This window comes from Halomonas sp. LES1 (assembly GCF_031846005.1).
Lineage (GTDB): Bacteria > Pseudomonadota > Gammaproteobacteria > Pseudomonadales > Halomonadaceae > Halomonas.
The window spans coordinates 795,158-812,246 of the sequence record NZ_JAVRGC010000001.1 but is presented as its reverse complement, the minus strand read 5'-3'; the positions used below and the strand labels follow the sequence as shown (position 1 = coordinate 812,246).

Below are 17,089 nucleotides of genomic sequence, written 5' to 3'. Positions count from 1 at the left end.
ATGGCCTCGGCCCCCGGGTCAGCCGGTGGCATGCTGCTGGATACGCAGCAGCCGCTCCGGAAAGTAGCATAGCGGTCCCGGCGGCTCCCGGTGCAGGTCGACCGGACGGCCGAACCCCTCGGCGAGAAGCTCCACCAGCATCATCGCCGAGAGCCCCCAGATGACCTGGCCATCGACATGGTAGTTGGGTACGTACCAGGGCCGGCCGTCTACCGGGATGACGTCGGTATGATGGCGACGGTCCTCGAGAAAAAGCGCCAGCGGCACCTCGAAGATCAGGTCCAGTTCGGCGGGGTCGGGCAGCAGCGGCAGATCGGGCGGAATCACTCCCACATAGGGGGTGACGCTCAAGCCATGCAGCGAGATCACGTCCGACAGCTGGCCGAGCAGCTCCACATGCTGCGGCGGCAGGGCGATCTCCTCTTCGGACTCCCGCAGCGCGGTGGTCAGCAGGTCGGCATCCTGGGCCTCACGCTTGCCGCCGGGAAAGGCGACCTGGCCGCTGTGGGTATTGAGGTGGATGGCTCGCCGGGTGAACAGCAGCGTCGGGTCGGGGCGGTCGACGATGGGCATCAGCACCGCAGCCTCGGGCAGGCGCAGCGACTGTCGGCTAGGCCGGTGCGCTTGCAGGCGTTCGCGAAGTTTCTCTAACATGGGGTTTCCATTGGGGTTTGGTATCTTCTACCCGGCCGCCTTCCGCAACGTCAAGCCAGTTCGCTTGCCTGGGAGTCTCATGAACTTCTGTAGCCACTGTGGCCATACCGTGCGCCTCGGGATTCCGCCGGGGGATGATCGTCCGCGCTTTCTGTGCGACGAGTGCGAGACCATCCACTATCAGAACCCGCGTATCGTGGCGGGGACGCTAACGGTAAGCGGTACTCGTGTGCTGCTCTGTCGCCGTGCCATCGCCCCGCGCAAGGGCTACTGGACGCTGCCGGCGGGTTTCATGGAGAACGGTGAAACCACGGCAGAGGCCGCCGCCCGGGAGACCCGCGAGGAGGCCTGCGCCGAGACTCACCTGCATGGGCTCTATACCCTGATCAACCTGCCGCATATCAACCAGGTGTTCATGATCTTTCGGGCCGATCTCGAGGGCAGCTTCGCCCCCGGGCCGGAAAGCCTCGAGGTGGGTCTCTTCGAGGAGCATGAAATCCCCTGGGAGGAGCTCGCCTTTCCTACCATCGAGCGTACGTTGTGGCACTTCTATGCCGACCGCAAGCAGGGCGAGTTTCCACTGCATATGAGCGACATCGTGCCCGACCGCGAGCGCCAATCCGGCGCCGGCTAGACGCACACCCCGGCTTCAAAGATCCTCGAGACGCCAGACATCGAAGGCCGGCTCCTCATAGGGGTGGGCCCGGCGTAGCGCCGCCACCGCCTCGCGAATCAGCGCATCCTCACAGACCAGCTCCACCTTCAGCTCCTCCACCCGCTCCAGGTCGCCCACCCTGCCGATATGCGGGGTGGCACCGTCCAGGGGGCGGAACTGCCCGGTACCCGGGGTCTGGAAGCAGCACGCCTCGTAGTCACCGATGCGCCCGGCGCCGGTGGCGAATACTGCCTCCTTGACGGCCTCGGCCTCCGCCACCGGTACAAAGAACGCCAGCTTGTACATGAGTGTGACTCCTCTATCGGGGTGATCCAGCCTGTCGTTGTGCCATATTCGGGGGCCTGCGTCAGCCGTAGCTGGGCTCCCTTGCTCATCGTGCCGTTCTCTTGCTCCGGTATCCGGTCGCCGCGGTGCAGATAGCCGATCTGGTCGATACGCTAAGAACGAGGGTCCCCCCTCACTGTCTTCGCCCCACCGACGAGGCATTTCCCGCCCGCCCCGGGCGGTTTTTTTGGTGCACTTGACGGCATGCCTTTGCAGGGCAAGCCTGGGACCTCACCGATAACGTGAGGAGTGGCATCGATGAGGGATGGCATGGATGAGAGGTTGCGGGCGTGCCTGGCCACGGCCGGATTGACGCCAGAAGGTGAGCCTGCGCCGTTGTCGGGCGGTGATATCGCCGCGGTCTATCGCCTGGCCACCGACCGAGGCGAGGTGGTGGTCAAGCAGGACACCGCCGAGCGTCTGGCCGGTGAGGCAGAGGGGCTGGCCGCCCTGGCCGCCGCCGGCTCGGGCCTGGTGGTGCCCGACGTGCTGGCTCAGGGCGATGGGTGGCTGGTGATGGAGGCGCTGGAGGTGGCGCCTCACCGTCGTGCTCCCGCCGCGCTGGGAGAAGGGCTACGCAGACTGCACGGGGCGGTGGGCGAGGCTCACGGCTGGCATCGCGACAACGCCTGTGGGCGCACGCCCCAGCCCAATGCACCGCTCGCCGATGGGCGTGCCTTCCAGCGCGAGAGGCGTCTGTTGCCGCTGGCCGAGGCGTGCCAGGCCCGTGGTCTACTGGATACCAGGCTGCGCGGCCGCCTCGAGGCGCTGGCCCATGGTCTGGAGGCCTGGCTGCCGGATGCCCCCGCGAGCCTGGTACACGGCGATCTGTGGTCGGGCAATGTGCTCTTCACGCCGAGGGGCCCCGCGCTGATCGACCCCGCGGTCTATCGCCACTACCCGGAGGTGGACCTGGCGATGCTGACCCTGTTCGGCTCCCCGGGGGAGGCCTTCTTCGAGGCCTACTGGGATGGCGCCCCCCCGGCGGACTGGCCGCGTCGCGAGACGCTGTTTCAGCTCTATCCGCTGCTCAACCATCTGCTGCTGTTCGGCGGCGGCTACCGCGGCGCCGTGGAGCGAGCGGTCTCGAGGCTGGAGGTCGAGACGCGCTAGGCCAGCGTGGAGGTGAAGGATCGCGACCTTCGAGTCGTGCTAGGTCGCCTCCATGGCGAGGAAGTGGCGAATCGGCTCGACCTGGCCGGCGCGGTCGAGATAGGGGGCGTGGCCGCAGTCGGCCGCTTCCAGGGTGATGAGCTGGGGCTGTGTTTCGGCCATGCGCTCGAGCGTGGTCGCGGCGAGCAGGGGCGAGCGAGCGCCGCGGACTACCATCAGCGGGCAGGTGAGGGCACTCCAGTCGGCCCACAGGTCCCGCGGCGTGTCGTGGACAAACTGTGCGGTGATCTGCGGGTCGTAATGAAAGCTCCAGCGTCCGTCGGGCAGGCGCCGCGCGCTCTCCAGCGCCAGTCGCCGCCAGCTGTCCTCACCCTCGATGCCGAATCCTGCATAGTGGTGGCGCAGCTCAGCCTCGAGGTCGCGGAAGTTCTTGAATTCATGGCGGCGAGAGAAGTAGTCGCCCAGCTCGGCTAGCCCATCGGGCGCCAGCTCGGGGCCGATATCGTTGAGTATCAGGCGCTCGATGCGCCCGGTGGTGTCGGGCTCGGCGGCCAGGCGCAGGCCCAGCAGGCCGCCCATGGAGGTGCCCAGCCAGGGTACCCGTTCCAGGTCGAAATGGTCGAGGATACCCCGGGCGATGCCGGCGTAGGCGGCGTAGGTGTAGTCACGCTCGGGACGAGACGACCAGGACGACAGGCCGCGCCCCGGGGTGTCCGGTGCCAGCACCCGCCACTCGGGCCCCAGGCGGTGGGCCAGCTCGGCGAAGTCACCCCCATGGCGTGCCAGGCCATGCCAGGCGATCAGGGTACGAGGGGCATCGGGGTGCCATACCCGCACTGCCACGTCGAGATCGTCTACGCTGACCCAATCAAGGTGTTGCATGCTTCGTCTCCGCCGCTGGAGTGACCACAATATGCCATATTGTTCCTCGATGATAAGGTGGAATCGAGGCCTGAACATGCGACAATGTATGTAAATATCCCATCGATCGAGGATGAGCCGATGACGTCTTCCTGCCCGTCGCGTTGTTCCCGCCCGTCGCGCGTTCTGCGCCGTGCCCTGTTGCCGATGATGGTGGCCACCATCATGTCGACATCCGCCCAGGCGGCGGACCTGCTGACCATCGCCAACGACGCCCTGCTGAACAACGCCGAGCTGGCCTCGGCTCGTGCCCTGACCCGTAGCACCGAGGCCGGGCGTGACGTGGATCGGGCGGACTTCCTGCCCCAAGTGCAAGTCAGCGGTAACATTACCCACAATCGGGAGTATGAGAGGCAGTCCAGCTCCGGGGCGGGGCCGGATTTCAGTGGTCTAACACCTGAACAGCAGCAGGCTGCTGCGGCATTGGCTGGCGGTTCTCAATCGCAAGATGACAACGTCAATCGCGTCGGCCTCACACTCGAGGCTACCCAGGCGCTGTTCAATGCCATCGATCGTCGTGAGGTAGAACGTTCCGAGCGTCAAATTGAGCAACAGCTCTACCAGTTGGCGGCCACCGAGCAGGGCGTATTGATCAACGTGTCGACCGCCTATTTCGAGATCCTGCGGGCCCATGAGGTGCTCGAGGCGCGCCGTGCCCAGGAGCGGGCCATCAACCGCCAGCTGGAGCAGGCCCGAGAGCAGTTCGAGGTGGGACTGATCGCCATAACCGAGGTGGAGGAGGCCAAGGCGGCCTTCGACCAGGCCAGGGCGATTCGCATCGGTGCCGAGAGCGATCTGCAGGTGCGCTTCGAGGTGCTCGAACGGCTCACCGGCCAGCGCTACGAGAGTATCGATGCCCTGGGCGAGGAGCTGACCATCGCCCCGCCCATGCCGCTGGAGCGCAGCGCCTGGGTGGAGCTTGCCATGCAGAACAACCCCCGGGTACTGGCCAGCCAGGCCGGCATCGAGGTGTCGCGCAGCGCGGTGGAGATCGCTCGCGCCGGGCATCTGCCTCAGGTCAATGCCTTCGCCAACTACAACTACGCCGATAGCGATGCCGATGGCATCGATGGCCATGACTCCAGCAGTCAGGTCGGGGTGGGCGTCAGCATGCCCCTCTATACCGGGGGGCGCACCAGCGCCTCGGTACGCCAGAACACCTACCTGCTGGAGGCCTCCCAGTATGACTTCGAGGACCAGCGTCGCAGCACCATCCAGGATGTGCGTTCCAGCTATACCCGGGTGACCAACGATGTCGCCACGGTAGAGGCCCGCGCCCAGGCGGTGGTCTCCAACCAGAGCGCCCTGGATGCGACTCGTGCCGGCTACGAGGTCGGTACCCGCAATATCGTCGATGTGCTCAATGCCGAGCAGAACCTCTACAACGCCATTGCCGAGCTGGCCAGCGCGCGTTACGACTATGTGATCAATCTGCTGACCCTGCGTCAGCGAGCGGGCACCCTCGATGAGGAGGCCCTGGCCGAGGTCAACGCCTGGCTGGACGGCGCCAGCGTCGATCTTCAGCTGCCGGATGCTGCGGGCAAGGATCCGGTAATGAATATCGGTGAGCGCCCTACGCCCCAGTGAGTCTGCTGGGCCCTGGGCGGTCGCTCGATAGCCATTGCCACCTGGGCACTGGCTATTGATGCATGACTGGCCATCGCGAGCAGCTCATCAATGGCAGGTCAGCGATAGCCGGTTATCCAGGGCGGGGCCTCGCGTCTTGCTTAGGCAGCTAAGTTTTACATCCATACACTGGTGAATGTAAAATTCGTTCATCCGCTATTTCCCAAGGAACCCCCACGCGCATGAAAACTGCATACCGAATCGGCCGGGCGGGCCTTCTTGTCCTGGCCGCCGGCCTGATGCTGGCCGCCTGTGGTCAAGATGAGTCGTCTCAGCAGGCCCAGCAGGGCGGCGCCCAGGAACGACCCCCACACCCGGTGGAGGTGGCCGAGCTGGCCCGACAGGATCTCGATCTGGAACGTTCCTATCCCTCGCTGCTGCGCAGCGATGATGAGGTGACGCTGGTGGCCCGCGTCACCGGCACCCTCGAGAAGCGTCACTTCGAGCCGGGTGAGATGGTCGAGAAGGGACAGGTGCTCTATTCCATCGAACCGGATGTGTATCAGGCGGCGGTCAGGCAGCGTGAGGCCGACCTGCAGAGTGCCCGCGCCCAGCTGGAGCGTGCTCAGCGCGATGCCAATCGTTTCGAACGGCTGTTGAGCCAGAACTCGGTGAGCCGCCAGCAGGTCGACCAGGCACGCTCGGAGCTGAGCGTGGCACGCGCGTCGGTGGTCCAGGCCGAGGCGGCACTGGCCACCGCACGGATCGATCTCGACTATGCCGAGGTCACCGCGCCGGTATCGGGCATGATCAGCCTCAGCCGGATCAACGTCGGCAATGTGGTGAGCAATGGCACCGAACTTGCCACCATCACGCCGCTGGATCCGCTCGAGGTGCGTTTTCAGCTGCCCCAGCGGGATGCCTTCGAGCTGCGTCGCCAGCTCAACAATGTCGGTGCCATAGAGGAAATTCAGGCAGTGCTCGAGTTTCCTGGCCTCAAGGATGCTGAGGGAGATCGCCTAGAGGGGCGCCTGGACTTTCTTGGTTCCCGCGTGGAGGAGGCTACCAGCACGGTGCAGGCTAGTGCCACCTTCGACAATCCCGAGCATCGCGTGCTTCCCGGACAGTTCGTGCGTGTCGAACTCGAGGGCCTCAAGCGCTTCGATGTGTTGGCGGTGCCGGAGATCGCGATCGGTCAGGGGCTGATGGGGCCCCAGGTATTCGTGCTCGACGAGGATGATGTGGCTCGCGCGCGCCCAGTGGATCTGGGTGAGGTGGCCGGCCCCTGGCAGGTGCTGCGCGGCGGCGTTGAGGCCGGTGAACGGGTGGTGGTCGGTGACCTCGCCGGCATCGAGCCGGGCGTGACCATCAAGTCGTTGCCCTTCGACGGCGATGCTCAGGCGCTGGTCGAGCGCTCCATGCAGGCGGGTGACCAGCAGCAGGGTGCGGCGGCAACGGGTGGTTCGGCTGCCCAGCCCGGCCAGAAGGGCCAGGCGACCGAGGAGGCGGCTGCCGAGAGCGAGTCGGGGCCGGCCGAGGCCGGTGAGGACGACGCCCGATGAACTTCTCCAACTTCTTTATCAAGCGGCCGATCTTCGCCACGGTGTTGGCGATCATCCTGACTCTGGTCGGGGTGGTCAGTATGCGCGTGCTGCCTGTGGAGCAGTATCCCAGCGTGGTGCCGCCCACCGTCTCGGTACGTGCCCAGTTCCCCGGCGCCGATGCCGAAACGGTAGCGCAGACGGTGGCGGCTCCCCTGGCCGAGGCCATCAACGGTGTCGAGGACATGCTCTACATGACCTCGACCAGCGGTGACAACGGCTCCATGAGCCTCAACGTGGCCTTCAATATCGGCACCGAAGGCGATATCAACACCATCAACGTCAACAATCGGGTGCAGGGGGCGCTCTCGCAGCTACCCGAGGCGGTGCAGGCCCAGGGTGTGACCGTTGAGTTGCGCTCCAGCTCGATTTTGATGCTGGTTGCGCTGACCTCGCCGCAGGGTGACTACGACAAGGTGTTCATGCAGAACTACGCCACCCTCAACATCCTCGACGAGCTGCGCCAGGTGCCCGGCGTGGGGGATGCCTCGGTGCTGGGGGGAGGCGAGTTTGCCATGCGCATCTGGATGGATCCGGACAAGCTGGCCCAGTACGATCTGACCCCCACCGAGGTGGCCGCGGCGATTCGTGCCCAGAACACCGAGGTGCCGGCGGGCAGCCTAGCCGGCACACCGCAGAGCGAACCGCGGGCCTTCACATACACCATCACCGCGGGAGGACGGCTCAACGACGTCAATGACTTCCGCGAGATTTTTCTGCGCACTAATCCGGATGGTTCGTCGCTGCGTCTCAGCGACGTGGCACGCATCGAGCTGGGGGCCTCCTTCTACGGGGTTGATGCCCGACTCAACGGCGGCACCATGACGCCGATCATCATCAACCAGCAGCCCGGCGCCAATGCCCTCGAGACCGCCCAGGCAGTGAACGACACCATGACCGAGCTGGCTGGACGCTTCCCACCGGGACTGGAGCATGTGGTGCCGTACGACACCACGCTGTTTATCGGCGCCTCCGTCGATACCGTGACCAAGGTGTTTATCGAGGCCTTCCTGATCGTCGGGGTAATCCTGTTCATCTTCCTGCAGAACTGGCGCTTCACGGTGATTGCCATGTCGGTGGTGCCGGTCTCGGTGCTGGCTACCTTTGCCGGCTTCTACATGTTCGGCTTCTCGATCAACCTGCTGACCCTGTTCGCGCTGGTGCTCGCCATCGGCATCGTGGTGGACGATGCCATCCTGGTGGTGGAAAACGTCGAGCGGGTGCTGGGCGAGGATGAGGAGATCACGGTCACCCAGGCCACCGTGCGTGCCATGAAGGAGGTGGGTGGCCCGGTCATTGCCACCTCCTTGATCATGGCCGCGGTATTCGTGCCGGTGGCCTTTCTGGGCGGCTTCACCGGCCAGATCTATCAGCAGTTTGCCCTGACCGTGGCGATCTCGGTGGCCTTCTCGGCGCTGATGGCGCTGACCTTCACCCCGGCCCTGTCGGCGGTGTTCATCAAGCACAAGGCGCAGCTAGGCGAGTCCAAGCTGATGCGCGCTGTGAACACGCCGCTGCGCCTGTTCGATAGCCTGTTCGCCGGTATCACCTCGGTCTATATGTGGGTGGTCAAGGTGCTGGTGCGTTTCTGGGGACTGGCGCTGCTTCTAACCGCGGTCGTGATCGGTGGCTCCTGGTGGCTCTACCAGGTCACCCCTTCGACCCTGGTGCCTGAGACCGATCAGGGGGTGGTGCTGGCCAGTGTGCAGTTGCCGGACTCCGCCTCTCTGGCACGCACCCAAGCCTATATGGCCAAGCTGAGCAACCGCATCGAGGAGATCGAGGGAGTAGAGTACAGCTCCGCCGTGGCCGGCTACGATATCTTGGCCAGCTCGGTGAACTCCGCCCGCGGGGTGATGTTCATCAACATGCTGCCCTGGGACGAGCGGACGCTGACCGCGGATGAGCTGGTGGGGCGTATCATGCAGCTGGGCGCCCAGGTTCCGGGGGGCTCGGCGATGGCCTTCAACGTGCCGCCGATCATGGGGCTCTCTACTACCGGCGGCTTCACCGGCTATCTGCAATCCTTTGAAGGAGCTACATCCCAGGAGCTCTTCCAGGCGTCGCGCAAGGTGATGCAGGCGGCAAGCGAGCATCCGGCGCTGCAGCGTGTCTTTTCCACCTTCAACGTCAATGTGCCGGGGTATCGTGCCGAGATCGACCAGCAGAAGGCGTTGAGCTACGGCGTGCCGCTGAGCGAGCTCAACGCAACCTTGTCGAACACTTTCGGTAATGGCTTCGTCAACTTCTTCAGCTATCAGAACCGCAACTTCCAGGTCTACCTGCAGAATGAGGATGAGTTCCGCAAGACACCGGACGACCTCAACAACGTTTTCGTGCGCGGCGGCAGCGGCGAGCGCATTCCACTCTCGGAGTTCGTGACCCTGGAGCGCCAGGCCAAGCCCACCGCGGTATCGCGATTCGGCGTCTATCTGGGGGCACAGTTCCAGGGTGGCCCGGCGCCGGGCTACAGCTCAACCCAGGCGATCACCGCTATGGAGGAGATTGTCGACGAGACCCTGGGTAGCGGCTGGGGCATGGGCTGGACCGGTACCGCCTACCAGGAGAGCCAGATGGGCAGTGCCGCCAGCCTGGCAATCATCTTCGGCCTGCTGATGGTATTCCTGATCCTGGCCGCCCAGTACGAGAGTTGGTCGCTGCCGCTGGCGGTGTTGACCGCCACCCCCTTCGCCTTCTTGGGAGGGATCGGCGACATCGCGCTGCGCGGGCTGGATACCAGTGTCTATGTGGAGATCGGCATGCTGGTGGTGGTTGGCCTTGCGGCCAAGAACGCCATCCTGATCGTCGAGTTCGCCGAGCTGCAGCGCAAGGAGTTGGGCAAGACGATCCGCGAGGCGGCCATCAGCGCGGCGGAGCTGCGCTTCCGGCCGATCGTGATGACCTCGCTGGCCTTTATCTTCGGCACCCTGCCGCTGGCCCTGGCCAGCGGGGCGAGTGATGTCAGCAGCCACCATATCGGCACCACGGTGGCGGTGGGCATGGCGTCGGTCGCGGTGCTGGGGAGCTTCTTCATTCCCAGCTTCTACGCCATGATCGCCTCGGTCTCCGACTGGCTGGGACGCAAGCTGCGCGGCAAGGAGGCGCCGCGCCAGGCCGCAGGGTCCGAGCAGGGCTAGTCATCGCCTGACTCGGCCGGCTGTTACAAGGGGCGCCTCTTATGAGGCGCCCCTTGTCTTTCCGGGAAACAACTCACTCCGATGAGGCTCACTGTGCTACCTGTGGGCTACCTGACCGTGCTGCCGCTCCTTGGCCTTCGTCCGGGAGGAGAGGCTATAGTGATTACCAGGGTCCCATTCGTTGGCTAAGTAGTGTCGGGGAGGTGACCATGGAGTTCGTCATGGGAGTTGCGCTGAGCTTTCCGGTAGTGGTGTTCAGTGTGCTGATACCGCTCCTGCTGCTCTACTGGGTGCTGGTGGCGCTGCGTCTGGCACCGCTGGAGCTGTTCGAGCATGACAGCCTGAAGGGTGACTATCTGGCCAGCTCGCTGGTCGCCCTTGGCTTTGTGGGCGTGCCGGCCAGCGTCTCGCTCTCGGTGCTGCTGGGGCTGGCGGCGGCCATCACCCTGACGGTGGAGCTCGTGGCGCTGCGCTGGTTGGCGCTGGGGCTGTTCCGGGTCCCGCTGGGGATCGTGGTGCTGTGGGGGGCCTTCGCGGTCGCCTCACCGCTCGCCGCGGCACTCTGCCACTCGATGAGGCGCTGGTTCCACCGCTACTCGCATATCCATCGGCGCTGCCTGCTGGGTGAGCTTGTCGAGGTGCGCTCGGCGCCGGATGCCGAGGGGGTGGCCAGTGCGATCCTGCTCGACGATCCCCAGTGCGAAGTGCGCCTGCAGGGCAAGGCAGGCAGCATGCCCCGGGCCGGCGAGCGGCGGGTACTGGTGAAGTACCTGGTGGAGGAGGGCACCTATCGCAGTGTCGAGGATGGAGAGTTTCGCGAGGCCCGCGCTCACCTCAGGCGGCTGCGGCTGGGTGGGCGACGCTCGGCCACGGCGGCCTAGGGCCGGCGCATCAGCTCGAGCTGGAGAGCCACCAGCTCGCTGCCCTTGATCGCGATCGAGAAGCGCTCGTGGTTGCGCAACCAGTCATGGAAGAGTCCACCGAGCAGCGCCAGCATCAGTTCGGCGGCGATATCGGGGGAGAGGTCTTCACGCAACTGCTTCAGGCGTGCCGCGCAGGTGAAGTAGTCGGTCAGGGCCTCGCGGGCCTCGTCGGTCATCTCATTCTGCATGGCCAGCGGGTCGATATCGCCGAACACCTCGCAGTGATGGACCAGGATGGCATGCACGCGCCGATAGCGGGGTTGTTCGAGGCGTTCGAAGCCGTTCTGGATGGCCAGGCGAATGGCCTCCAGGGGACGCTCCACCAGGCTCGGATCGGCAATCTCCGCGATCAGCTCCTGGAAGGGCATGCGTACCCGGCACAGCATGGCCTGGAAGAGGTCCGCCTTGTTCTTGAAGTGCCAGTAGACGGCACCCCGGGTCATGCCGGCGTGGCGGGCAATCTGCTCCAGGGAGGTGCGTGCGACACCCTTTTCGAGGAAGACCTCTTCGGCAGCATCGAGCAGGGCCTCGCGAGTCGCGGCGGCCTCGGCCTTGGTGCGTCGAGCCATGGTCAGGTCCCGTGAGAAGTGGATACCTTCATTCTATCCGATGCGTCCAAGATTTACATTCATTCCTGTATGTCACGATGTTCGTCTTTCGCCGCGCACTGCCGTATAAAAGGGCGCCAGAATCGGCACCTCTGCCGCAGGAGTTCCCATGCCTCGAGCCCCCTTCGACCTTGCCGGTGTCGCCACCGCGCCAGGCAGTCGTACCCAGGTCGACGTGCCCGCCGCGCGCCTGTACACCCACGCTCCGCTCTCCATTCCCGTGGAGGTGGTCCATGGCCGCCAGGCGGGACCGACCCTGCTGGTATGCGGCGGCATTCACGGTGACGAGATCAATGGCGTGGAGATCGTGCGTCGTCTGCTGCGCTCCAGGCAGCTGCAGGGCCTGCGTGGGACCCTGATCGCCGTGCCGATCGTCAATGTCTTCGGCTTCGTGCAGAACAGCCGTTATCTGCCTGACCGCCGCGACCTCAATCGCTGCTTTCCGGGCAGCGAGTCGGGCTCCCTGGGGGGCCGCATGGCGGCGCTGTTTCGCGAGGCGATCGTCGATCAGGCGACACATATCGTCGATCTGCATACCGGGGCGATCCATCGTACCAACCTGCCCCAGATTCGCGCCCAGCTGGTAGCGGGCGGGGAGACCGAGCGCATGGCCAATGCCTTCGGGGCGCCGGTGATCCTCAATGCCGAGCTGCGCGAGGGGAGCCTGCGACACTATGCCCAGAATCGCGGGATACCGGTGCTGACCTATGAGGCCGGCGAGGCGCTGCGTTTCGACGAATGGGCGATCACCCCCGGGGTGCGCGGGGTGCTCCGGGTGATGCGTCGCCTGGGCATGCTGAGCGGGGAGCACCGCCGCCGTGAGCCCCCGGCCGCCGAGGTGGCCAATGGCTCAAGCTGGGCGCGGGCCCCCATCGATGGAATCCTGCGCCCCAGGGTACGCCTGGGGGCGCGGGTGGCCAGGGGCGAAGTGCTGGGCCGGGTGGCCGATCCCTTCGGCAACGCGGAAGGGGAGGTGCTGGCCATGGCGGACGGTATCGTGATCGGCATGAGTCGCCTGCCACTGGCCAACGAGGGCGAGGCGCTGTTTCATATCGCTCGCTTCGATGCCATCGAGGAGGCCCAGAGCGCGATCGAAGGCTTTCATTCCAGCCTGGAACCGCCCCCCGACCCGCTGTACTGAAGAGTGTGCCGAGCGGCCTCAGGCCACGGCGGGCGTCTCGCGCTCGGCGACCAGGCCCAGGGCATCATCGAACACTGCCAGGCCGGCCCCCTCGCGATGGGCATTCTCCGACAGGTGGCGGCGAAACTTGCGTCCGCCCGGCTGGCCCTGGAAGAGGCCCAGCAGGTGGCGAGTCAGGTGGTTGAGCCTGGCCCCCTCCGCGAGGCGGCGAGCGATATAGGGGCGCAGAGCGCGGGCCGCGGCATGGCGGCTGGCTGCCGGTCCGGGGACGCCGTAGAGCGCCTGGTCGACCCCGGCGAGCAGCCAGGGGTTCTGGTAGGCCTCGCGACCCACCATCACGCTGTCGACGAACTCGAGCTGCTCCTGGCAGGCCTCGAGCGTCTTGAGGCCGCCGTTGATGCCGATATGCAGCTCGGGACGGCTCGCCTTGAGACGATGCACCCGGGGGTAGTTGAGCGGCGGCACGTCACGATTCTCCTTGGGGGAGAGGCCCTCCAGCCATGCCTTGCGCGCATGCACGATAAAGGTGTCACAGCCGGCGTCGGCAACGGTATCGATAAAGCGCGAGAGGTCGGCATCCTCGTCCTGGTCGTCGATGCCGATGCGGCACTTGACGGTGACCGGAATGGACACCGCCTCGCGCATCGCTTTGACCGCCGCGGCGACCTTCTGGGGGTGCCCCATCAGGCAGGCGCCGATCAGGTTGTTCTGGACCCGGTCGCTGGGGCAGCCAACGTTGAGGTTGACCTCATCATAGCCCCACGCCTCGGCGATGGCCGCGCACTCGGCGAGCGCGCCGGGGTCGCTGCCGCCCAGCTGCAGGGCGAGCGGGTGCTCGACCTCGTCGAACCCCAGGAAGCGCTCCCGGGGGCTGCCGTGGAGAATGGCGCCGGTCGTGACCATCTCGGTATAGAGCAGGGCGTGACGGGTGAGGGTCCTGGCAAACGCGCGGTAGTCGCGGGTCGTCCATTCCATCATCGGTGCCACAGAAAATCGGCGGGCCTCTGAAATCGGGGGGTTTGTCGTCATATCAGGCACTTACCTTTCTCGACATACTGTATAAATATACTGTTTAATACCAGCTGCTCCCTGTCAAAACTGGTGTGGGTGTACCATCAGTGCACCAGGTTTCGGGCGATATCCTTTTGCAGCGGAAAAGTGGTACAGCATGGCGACATATCAGAAGAGAGGGACTCGATGGCGAGCCATTGTACGTAAGAAAGGACACCCGGCCCAGAGCCGGACGTTCAGCACGAAAGCGCGTGCCCAGGCCTGGGCGCGGCAGATCGAGAACGATATCGAGGCGGGGTTGGTTGGCCAAGGACCGATCCCGACCCTCGGGGACCTCGTCGATGGCCACCTGGTACACCTGGAGCAGATCTCGAACCGAGGGCGCAAGAATAAGGCTTCGGCCCGGAACCTGAAAGCGGGCCTTGGTGCTGAGCTTCTAGCCTCGGAGCTTTCCTTCCAGAAACTGCAGGAGTTTTGCCAGACGCGGATTGCCGTGGATGGCGTGAAGCCGGCCACGACCAAGCACGACATTATGTTTCTTTCCGGCGCGGTGACCACCGCTATCGTGAGCGCTCAGTTACCCGCAGGATTCAAGGACAAGATGTCGAGCTGGCGGGTGGGGCTGCAGCGTGCAGGTTTGATTGGTTCGCCGCAGAGTCGAGACAGACGGCCGACGGCCGATGAGCTCGAGGCTCTGCTGGTCCACACGAAGCATAACCGGGCGCTACGGCGGATCCGCTATCACGACCTGATTCGCTTCGCCGTCGAGTCCGCCATGCGTCTCGACGAGATCTGCAGTTTGAGGTGGGAGGATGTCGACCTCGAAGCGGGCACGGTGATCATCCGGCTGCGCAAGCATCCGACACAGAAGCGCGACCAGGAGGTGCCTTTGATGGGGGAGAGCCAGGGCATCATCGAGGCGCAGCCTCGGGTCGATGATCGTGTGTTCCCCTACGGCTCCGAGTCGGTGGGGAACGGGTTTAGGCGGATCTGCCGCCACCTCGAGATCGAAGACCTGCACTTTCACGACTTGAGGCACGAAGGAATCAGCCGGCTTTTCGAGCGAGGCTACCAGATCCAGGAGGTGGCCATGGTGTCTGGCCATCGTGACTGGGGCAGCCTTCGCCGGTACGTGAACCTGAAAGCCGGCGATCTCGCCAGGCGTGATCGAGAGCGCTAGGCTGCGCCCTCTCGCTGCTGGTCGATGTACTTGGCGGCATCGGCGATATGCACCATCGGTTGCCGGCCTGTGCGGGTCAGCGGTACCGGAAAGGTGCCGGCGGCGATACGGTTGCGTGCCGTCTGGAGCTCGACGCCCATGATGTCCTTGGCAAAGACCTCCAGGGGAATCAGCACCCTCTCGTACTGTGCCATCAGCAGAAATTCAGTCTTCATGGGCCTTTGTTCCCTGTTCTCTGGTTGGTGACGCGGTTCCTGGCTCCCCACTGGTTGAACCGGGTGCGAACCCGAACGAAGGTGCGCCCCGCCTCGAGACTGTGATCCAGCTCGGCGCGGCTGTGGATGCCGCAGGCGGCGCACAGCCAATCGCGGGCGTCCTGCTCGCTGTGGGTGCCGTCGGGCAAGGCGGCTTCGGTCATGCCCAGTTTGTGGCGCTTGCGGCGGTCAAGGTAGAGCCGAAATGCCGGATTCTGGCAAAGCATGGCGGCCTGCCGGGCGAGACGCCCGCCTTTCGGTGATGGCTCAGTCATGATGCCTCCTCGCGCGGGATGCTCAGCGTCTCGAGCTGGTCGGCAAGGTGGCCGCGCTGCGCTCTCAGGCGCAGGCAGGTGTCGGTGACATCAATCAGCAAGTTTCGAGTTCGATCGAGGTCGGTCGACAGTTCATTGCGCTCGCCGCGGACCTCCTCCAGCTCCGCTCGGGCCTCCGTCAGGGCGACTCGAGTGCCGAGCAGCTCTCGGGCCAGGCTGTAAGTGGTCCGGTTGGCCGCCAGTTCGGCGGCCTCTGCATGTCTACGGAACGTCATTATTTCGGCCCTCTCTCCAGCTGCTTGAGCGCCTTTCGCGCGGCGGCGGTGAACGCCTTGCGATGGCTGATGCGTTCGCTGTTGGTGGCGTTGAGCCGCACCAGGGCCGCGGCGCATAGCTCCAGTGCGTTGGCTGGGTCGCGCTCGGCTAGGGTGGCGAGGCTGCCGGCGGCATCCTGGGCACTAGTGTTGAGAAGCGCGCTGACGTGGTCTTGCTTGGCTCTATGCATCGGTCGCTTCCTCCCCGAATTCCACGGTGATGGGGAAGTCGCGGAACATCGCCGCAATACCTTCCTCGGCTAGCTCCAGGTTGGTCTCCTCGAAGGCCTGCTCGGCCAGCTCCCAGCCGCGGTCGTCGTCTTTAAAGCCGAGGGCAAATGAGCAGACGCCCAGGTTCTTCGGCTGCACGTAGAAGCGGACCTCGGGGGTGTGTTCTTCTTGGTGCGTGTCGAGCTTGGCCAGGGTCTGGCCGTACTTCGGCGATTCAAAGAGCTTGGCGAACATGCTTGTTTCTCCCTTCACGGATGGACTGGCACTCGATGCAGGTGCTCGCCCAGGGCGCGGCCTGGCGGCGAGCGGCGGGGATCTCGTTGCCGCAGTCGTCGCATTCTGTGCGGGCCCAATTCACGCCGGTCCATGTTGGGCGGTTGGTCAGCGCCGCCTCGAGGCGGCGCTCCATCAGTTCGTTGGCGATATCGGCGTTGTCGGCCATGGCTCAGTCCTCCCCGCCGGTTTCGATCAGCCAGAAGCGCCGCATCAGCGCGTTGCCATCGTCCAGGTACTCGTGCAACTCCCGGCCGGTATAGGCGGCCCACTCGATGACGACCAGGGCGGCGTCCTGGAGGTCGCGATCGATCACCCGTAGCCGGGTGAGTTCGAGGGGCCATTCGGGGCCGTTGTAGACGGCGAGCAGGATCCGGCGGCAGTGGTGGCTCTGACCGCTGTCACCCTGGGCGACCTGGGCCAGTCGGTTCAGCGCCGTGGGGCCGAGCTTCTCTACCTGGGCCAGGCGCTGTTTGGCGTCGGCCTCGGCGACGAGCATGGCTTCCAGGGCTTGGCGGTTTCGCTCGCTCAGGCGCTGGCTGAGGTTGGGCATGGTCATGATGTGCTCCCTGCGTGGTGGGCTTGCGGGCCTGCCCGGCGAGCGTGATACGTGGGCAGGTGATCGATGGCGATGCCGAGCCTGTCGGCCACGTGGTCGAGTCCGGCATCGGTGAGTTCGGTGCGGCCGTAGTGGGTCCAGCCGCAGATCGGGTGGTGATAGACGCCGGTGGCCACCATCACCAGGCGGGTGTTGCCGCGGTAGCGTCCGGCGGGCAGGTTGTCGGCGCCCAGCACTCCGGCCTCGCGCAGGCGGCGGGTCAGGGTGTTGCGGCCGATGTTCAGCAGGCCGGCGGCCTGGTCGAGTGAGTAGGTACGCTGCATATGGG

Annotated in this window: 21 protein-coding genes; 8 read left to right on the top strand and 13 right to left on the bottom strand. The window is 65.3% G+C overall.

From position 1 onward, the window contains the following. Positions 1-18: 18 nt before the first annotated feature. Complete coding sequence (locus RM463_RS03975; protein ID WP_311429068.1) at positions 19-654, bottom strand: CoA pyrophosphatase; 636 nt, start codon at positions 652-654, stop codon at positions 19-21. Positions 655-733: 79 nt separating this feature from the next. On the opposite strand from RM463_RS03975, the gene RM463_RS03970 reads away from it, so the two are divergent. After that, positions 734-1,288, top strand: a complete 555-nt coding sequence (locus RM463_RS03970; protein ID WP_311429067.1) for an NUDIX hydrolase — start codon at positions 734-736, stop codon at positions 1,286-1,288. 15 nt (positions 1,289-1,303) lie between these two features. On the opposite strand, the gene RM463_RS03965 is transcribed toward RM463_RS03970, so the two are convergent. Continuing rightward, positions 1,304-1,615, bottom strand: a complete 312-nt coding sequence (locus RM463_RS03965) for a YqfO family protein (protein ID WP_311429066.1) — start codon at positions 1,613-1,615, stop codon at positions 1,304-1,306. 309 nt (positions 1,616-1,924) lie between these two features. Between RM463_RS03965 and RM463_RS03960 the strand changes: the two genes are divergently transcribed. Next, positions 1,925-2,767, top strand: a complete 843-nt coding sequence (locus RM463_RS03960; RefSeq protein ID WP_311429065.1) for a fructosamine kinase family protein — start codon at positions 1,925-1,927, stop codon at positions 2,765-2,767. A gap of 39 nt (positions 2,768-2,806) precedes the next feature. Here RM463_RS03960 and RM463_RS03955 read toward each other — a convergent pair whose 3' ends face one another. After that, positions 2,807-3,649 carry an alpha/beta fold hydrolase gene (locus tag RM463_RS03955; protein WP_311429064.1) on the bottom strand — a complete coding sequence of 281 codons (843 nt, stop codon included), beginning with the start codon at positions 3,647-3,649 and terminating at the stop codon, positions 2,807-2,809. Between the two features lie 120 nt (positions 3,650-3,769). Here RM463_RS03955 and RM463_RS03950 point away from each other — a divergent pair, with 120 nt between their 5' ends. The 4 genes from RM463_RS03950 to RM463_RS03935 all read left to right on the top strand — a co-directional run bounded on the left by RM463_RS03950 (position 3,770) and on the right by RM463_RS03935 (position 10,873). Continuing rightward, positions 3,770-5,275 (top strand): TolC family outer membrane protein, encoded by a 1,506-nt coding sequence (locus RM463_RS03950; protein WP_195687024.1) that lies wholly within the window; start codon positions 3,770-3,772, stop codon positions 5,273-5,275. Positions 5,276-5,496: 221 nt separating this feature from the next. Continuing rightward, positions 5,497-6,816, top strand: a complete 1,320-nt coding sequence (locus RM463_RS03945) for an efflux RND transporter periplasmic adaptor subunit (RefSeq protein WP_311429063.1) — start codon at positions 5,497-5,499, stop codon at positions 6,814-6,816. Beyond that, entirely contained in the window at positions 6,813-9,992 is a 3,180-nt protein-coding gene (locus tag RM463_RS03940; protein ID WP_311429062.1) for an efflux RND transporter permease subunit, read from the top strand. Before RM463_RS03945 ends, RM463_RS03940 begins: the two co-directional genes overlap by 4 nt. 209 nt (positions 9,993-10,201) lie before the next feature. Then, a complete protein-coding gene (locus RM463_RS03935; RefSeq protein WP_311429061.1) occupies positions 10,202-10,873 on the top strand; it encodes a hypothetical protein in 672 nt (223 codons plus the stop codon). Here the strand turns inward: RM463_RS03935 and RM463_RS03930 are convergent. Then, the gene (locus RM463_RS03930; protein WP_195687021.1) at positions 10,870-11,484 is read right to left on the bottom strand and encodes a TetR family transcriptional regulator; all 615 of its coding nucleotides are present in this window, start codon (positions 11,482-11,484) and stop codon (positions 10,870-10,872) included. The two genes, RM463_RS03935 and RM463_RS03930, sit on opposite strands and share 4 nt — an antisense overlap. Positions 11,485-11,632: 148 nt before the next feature. On the opposite strand from RM463_RS03930, the gene RM463_RS03925 reads away from it, so the two are divergent. Continuing rightward, on the top strand, positions 11,633-12,664 hold the full coding sequence (locus RM463_RS03925; RefSeq protein ID WP_311429060.1) for a succinylglutamate desuccinylase/aspartoacylase family protein: 1,032 nt from the start codon (positions 11,633-11,635) through the stop codon (positions 12,662-12,664). An 18-nt stretch (positions 12,665-12,682) separates the two neighbouring features. On the opposite strand, the gene dusA is transcribed toward RM463_RS03925, so the two are convergent. Then, the gene (gene dusA / locus RM463_RS03920; RefSeq protein ID WP_311429059.1) at positions 12,683-13,693 is read right to left on the bottom strand and encodes a tRNA dihydrouridine(20/20a) synthase DusA; all 1,011 of its coding nucleotides are present in this window, start codon (positions 13,691-13,693) and stop codon (positions 12,683-12,685) included. A 139-nt stretch (positions 13,694-13,832) separates the two neighbouring features. On the opposite strand from dusA, the gene RM463_RS03915 reads away from it, so the two are divergent. After that, a complete protein-coding gene (locus RM463_RS03915) occupies positions 13,833-14,855 on the top strand; it encodes a site-specific integrase (protein WP_311429058.1) in 1,023 nt (340 codons plus the stop codon). On the opposite strand, the gene RM463_RS03910 is transcribed toward RM463_RS03915, so the two are convergent. Genes RM463_RS03910 through RM463_RS03875 form a run of 8 tightly spaced genes read right to left on the bottom strand, consistent with a single transcriptional unit; the run spans position 14,852 to position 17,084 of the window. Then, a complete protein-coding gene (locus RM463_RS03910; protein ID WP_311429057.1) occupies positions 14,852-15,070 on the bottom strand; it encodes a pyocin activator PrtN family protein in 219 nt (72 codons plus the stop codon). The two genes, RM463_RS03915 and RM463_RS03910, sit on opposite strands and share 4 nt — an antisense overlap. Next, positions 15,067-15,384: a hypothetical protein gene (locus RM463_RS03905; protein WP_311429056.1), complete on the bottom strand. Its 318-nt coding sequence runs from the start codon at positions 15,382-15,384 to the stop codon at positions 15,067-15,069. The genes RM463_RS03910 and RM463_RS03905 overlap by 4 nt, the downstream gene beginning before the upstream one ends. Further along, positions 15,381-15,659 carry a hypothetical protein gene (locus RM463_RS03900; RefSeq protein ID WP_311429055.1) on the bottom strand — a complete coding sequence of 93 codons (279 nt, stop codon included), beginning with the start codon at positions 15,657-15,659 and terminating at the stop codon, positions 15,381-15,383. Before RM463_RS03900 ends, RM463_RS03905 begins: the two co-directional genes overlap by 4 nt. Next, positions 15,659-15,889 (bottom strand): hypothetical protein, encoded by a 231-nt coding sequence (locus RM463_RS03895; RefSeq protein ID WP_311429054.1) that lies wholly within the window; start codon positions 15,887-15,889, stop codon positions 15,659-15,661. Before RM463_RS03895 ends, RM463_RS03900 begins: the two co-directional genes overlap by 1 nt. Next, positions 15,882-16,163, bottom strand: a complete 282-nt coding sequence (locus RM463_RS03890) for a hypothetical protein (protein ID WP_311429053.1) — start codon at positions 16,161-16,163, stop codon at positions 15,882-15,884. Before RM463_RS03890 ends, RM463_RS03895 begins: the two co-directional genes overlap by 8 nt. Further along, positions 16,144-16,371, bottom strand: a complete 228-nt coding sequence (locus RM463_RS03885) for a TraR/DksA family transcriptional regulator (RefSeq protein ID WP_311429052.1) — start codon at positions 16,369-16,371, stop codon at positions 16,144-16,146. The genes RM463_RS03890 and RM463_RS03885 overlap by 20 nt, the downstream gene beginning before the upstream one ends. A 3-nt stretch (positions 16,372-16,374) precedes the next feature. Further along, a complete protein-coding gene (locus tag RM463_RS03880; RefSeq protein ID WP_311429051.1) occupies positions 16,375-16,761 on the bottom strand; it encodes a hypothetical protein in 387 nt (128 codons plus the stop codon). Further along, positions 16,758-17,084, bottom strand: coding sequence for a phage antirepressor KilAC domain-containing protein (locus RM463_RS03875; RefSeq protein ID WP_311429050.1), 327 nt, complete (start codon positions 17,082-17,084; stop codon positions 16,758-16,760). Before RM463_RS03875 ends, RM463_RS03880 begins: the two co-directional genes overlap by 4 nt. Positions 17,085-17,089: the final 5 nt, after the last annotated feature.

Excerpts from the sequence above, each read along its gene's own strand:
- RM463_RS03890 (WP_311429053.1), bottom strand. The coding sequence starts at position 16,163 with ATGTTCGCCAAGCTCTTTGAATCGCCGAAGTACGGCCAGACCCTGGCC.
- RM463_RS03975 (WP_311429068.1), bottom strand. The coding sequence starts at position 654 with ATGTTAGAGAAACTTCGCGAACGCCTGCAAGCGCACCGGCCTAGCCGA.
- RM463_RS03875 (WP_311429050.1), bottom strand. The coding sequence starts at position 17,084 with ATGCAGCGTACCTACTCACTCGACCAGGCCGCCGGCCTGCTGAACATC.
- RM463_RS03900 (WP_311429055.1), bottom strand. The coding sequence starts at position 15,659 with ATGACGTTCCGTAGACATGCAGAGGCCGCCGAACTGGCGGCCAACCGG.
- RM463_RS03885 (WP_311429052.1), bottom strand. The coding sequence starts at position 16,371 with ATGGCCGACAACGCCGATATCGCCAACGAACTGATGGAGCGCCGCCTC.
- RM463_RS03940 (WP_311429062.1), top strand. The coding sequence starts at position 6,813 with ATGAACTTCTCCAACTTCTTTATCAAGCGGCCGATCTTCGCCACGGTG.
- RM463_RS03905 (WP_311429056.1), bottom strand. The coding sequence starts at position 15,384 with ATGACTGAGCCATCACCGAAAGGCGGGCGTCTCGCCCGGCAGGCCGCC.
- RM463_RS03935 (WP_311429061.1), top strand. The coding sequence starts at position 10,202 with ATGGAGTTCGTCATGGGAGTTGCGCTGAGCTTTCCGGTAGTGGTGTTC.
- RM463_RS03960 (WP_311429065.1), top strand. The coding sequence starts at position 1,925 with ATGGATGAGAGGTTGCGGGCGTGCCTGGCCACGGCCGGATTGACGCCA.
- dusA (WP_311429059.1), bottom strand. The coding sequence starts at position 13,693 with ATGACGACAAACCCCCCGATTTCAGAGGCCCGCCGATTTTCTGTGGCA.
- RM463_RS03930 (WP_195687021.1), bottom strand. The coding sequence starts at position 11,484 with ATGGCTCGACGCACCAAGGCCGAGGCCGCCGCGACTCGCGAGGCCCTG.
- RM463_RS03965 (WP_311429066.1), bottom strand. The coding sequence starts at position 1,615 with ATGTACAAGCTGGCGTTCTTTGTACCGGTGGCGGAGGCCGAGGCCGTC.
- RM463_RS03945 (WP_311429063.1), top strand. The coding sequence starts at position 5,497 with ATGAAAACTGCATACCGAATCGGCCGGGCGGGCCTTCTTGTCCTGGCC.
- RM463_RS03955 (WP_311429064.1), bottom strand. The coding sequence starts at position 3,649 with ATGCAACACCTTGATTGGGTCAGCGTAGACGATCTCGACGTGGCAGTG.
- RM463_RS03925 (WP_311429060.1), top strand. The coding sequence starts at position 11,633 with ATGCCTCGAGCCCCCTTCGACCTTGCCGGTGTCGCCACCGCGCCAGGC.
- RM463_RS03950 (WP_195687024.1), top strand. The coding sequence starts at position 3,770 with ATGACGTCTTCCTGCCCGTCGCGTTGTTCCCGCCCGTCGCGCGTTCTG.
- RM463_RS03880 (WP_311429051.1), bottom strand. The coding sequence starts at position 16,761 with ATGACCATGCCCAACCTCAGCCAGCGCCTGAGCGAGCGAAACCGCCAA.
- RM463_RS03915 (WP_311429058.1), top strand. The coding sequence starts at position 13,833 with ATGGCGACATATCAGAAGAGAGGGACTCGATGGCGAGCCATTGTACGT.
- RM463_RS03895 (WP_311429054.1), bottom strand. The coding sequence starts at position 15,889 with ATGCATAGAGCCAAGCAAGACCACGTCAGCGCGCTTCTCAACACTAGT.
- RM463_RS03910 (WP_311429057.1), bottom strand. The coding sequence starts at position 15,070 with ATGAAGACTGAATTTCTGCTGATGGCACAGTACGAGAGGGTGCTGATT.
- RM463_RS03970 (WP_311429067.1), top strand. The coding sequence starts at position 734 with ATGAACTTCTGTAGCCACTGTGGCCATACCGTGCGCCTCGGGATTCCG.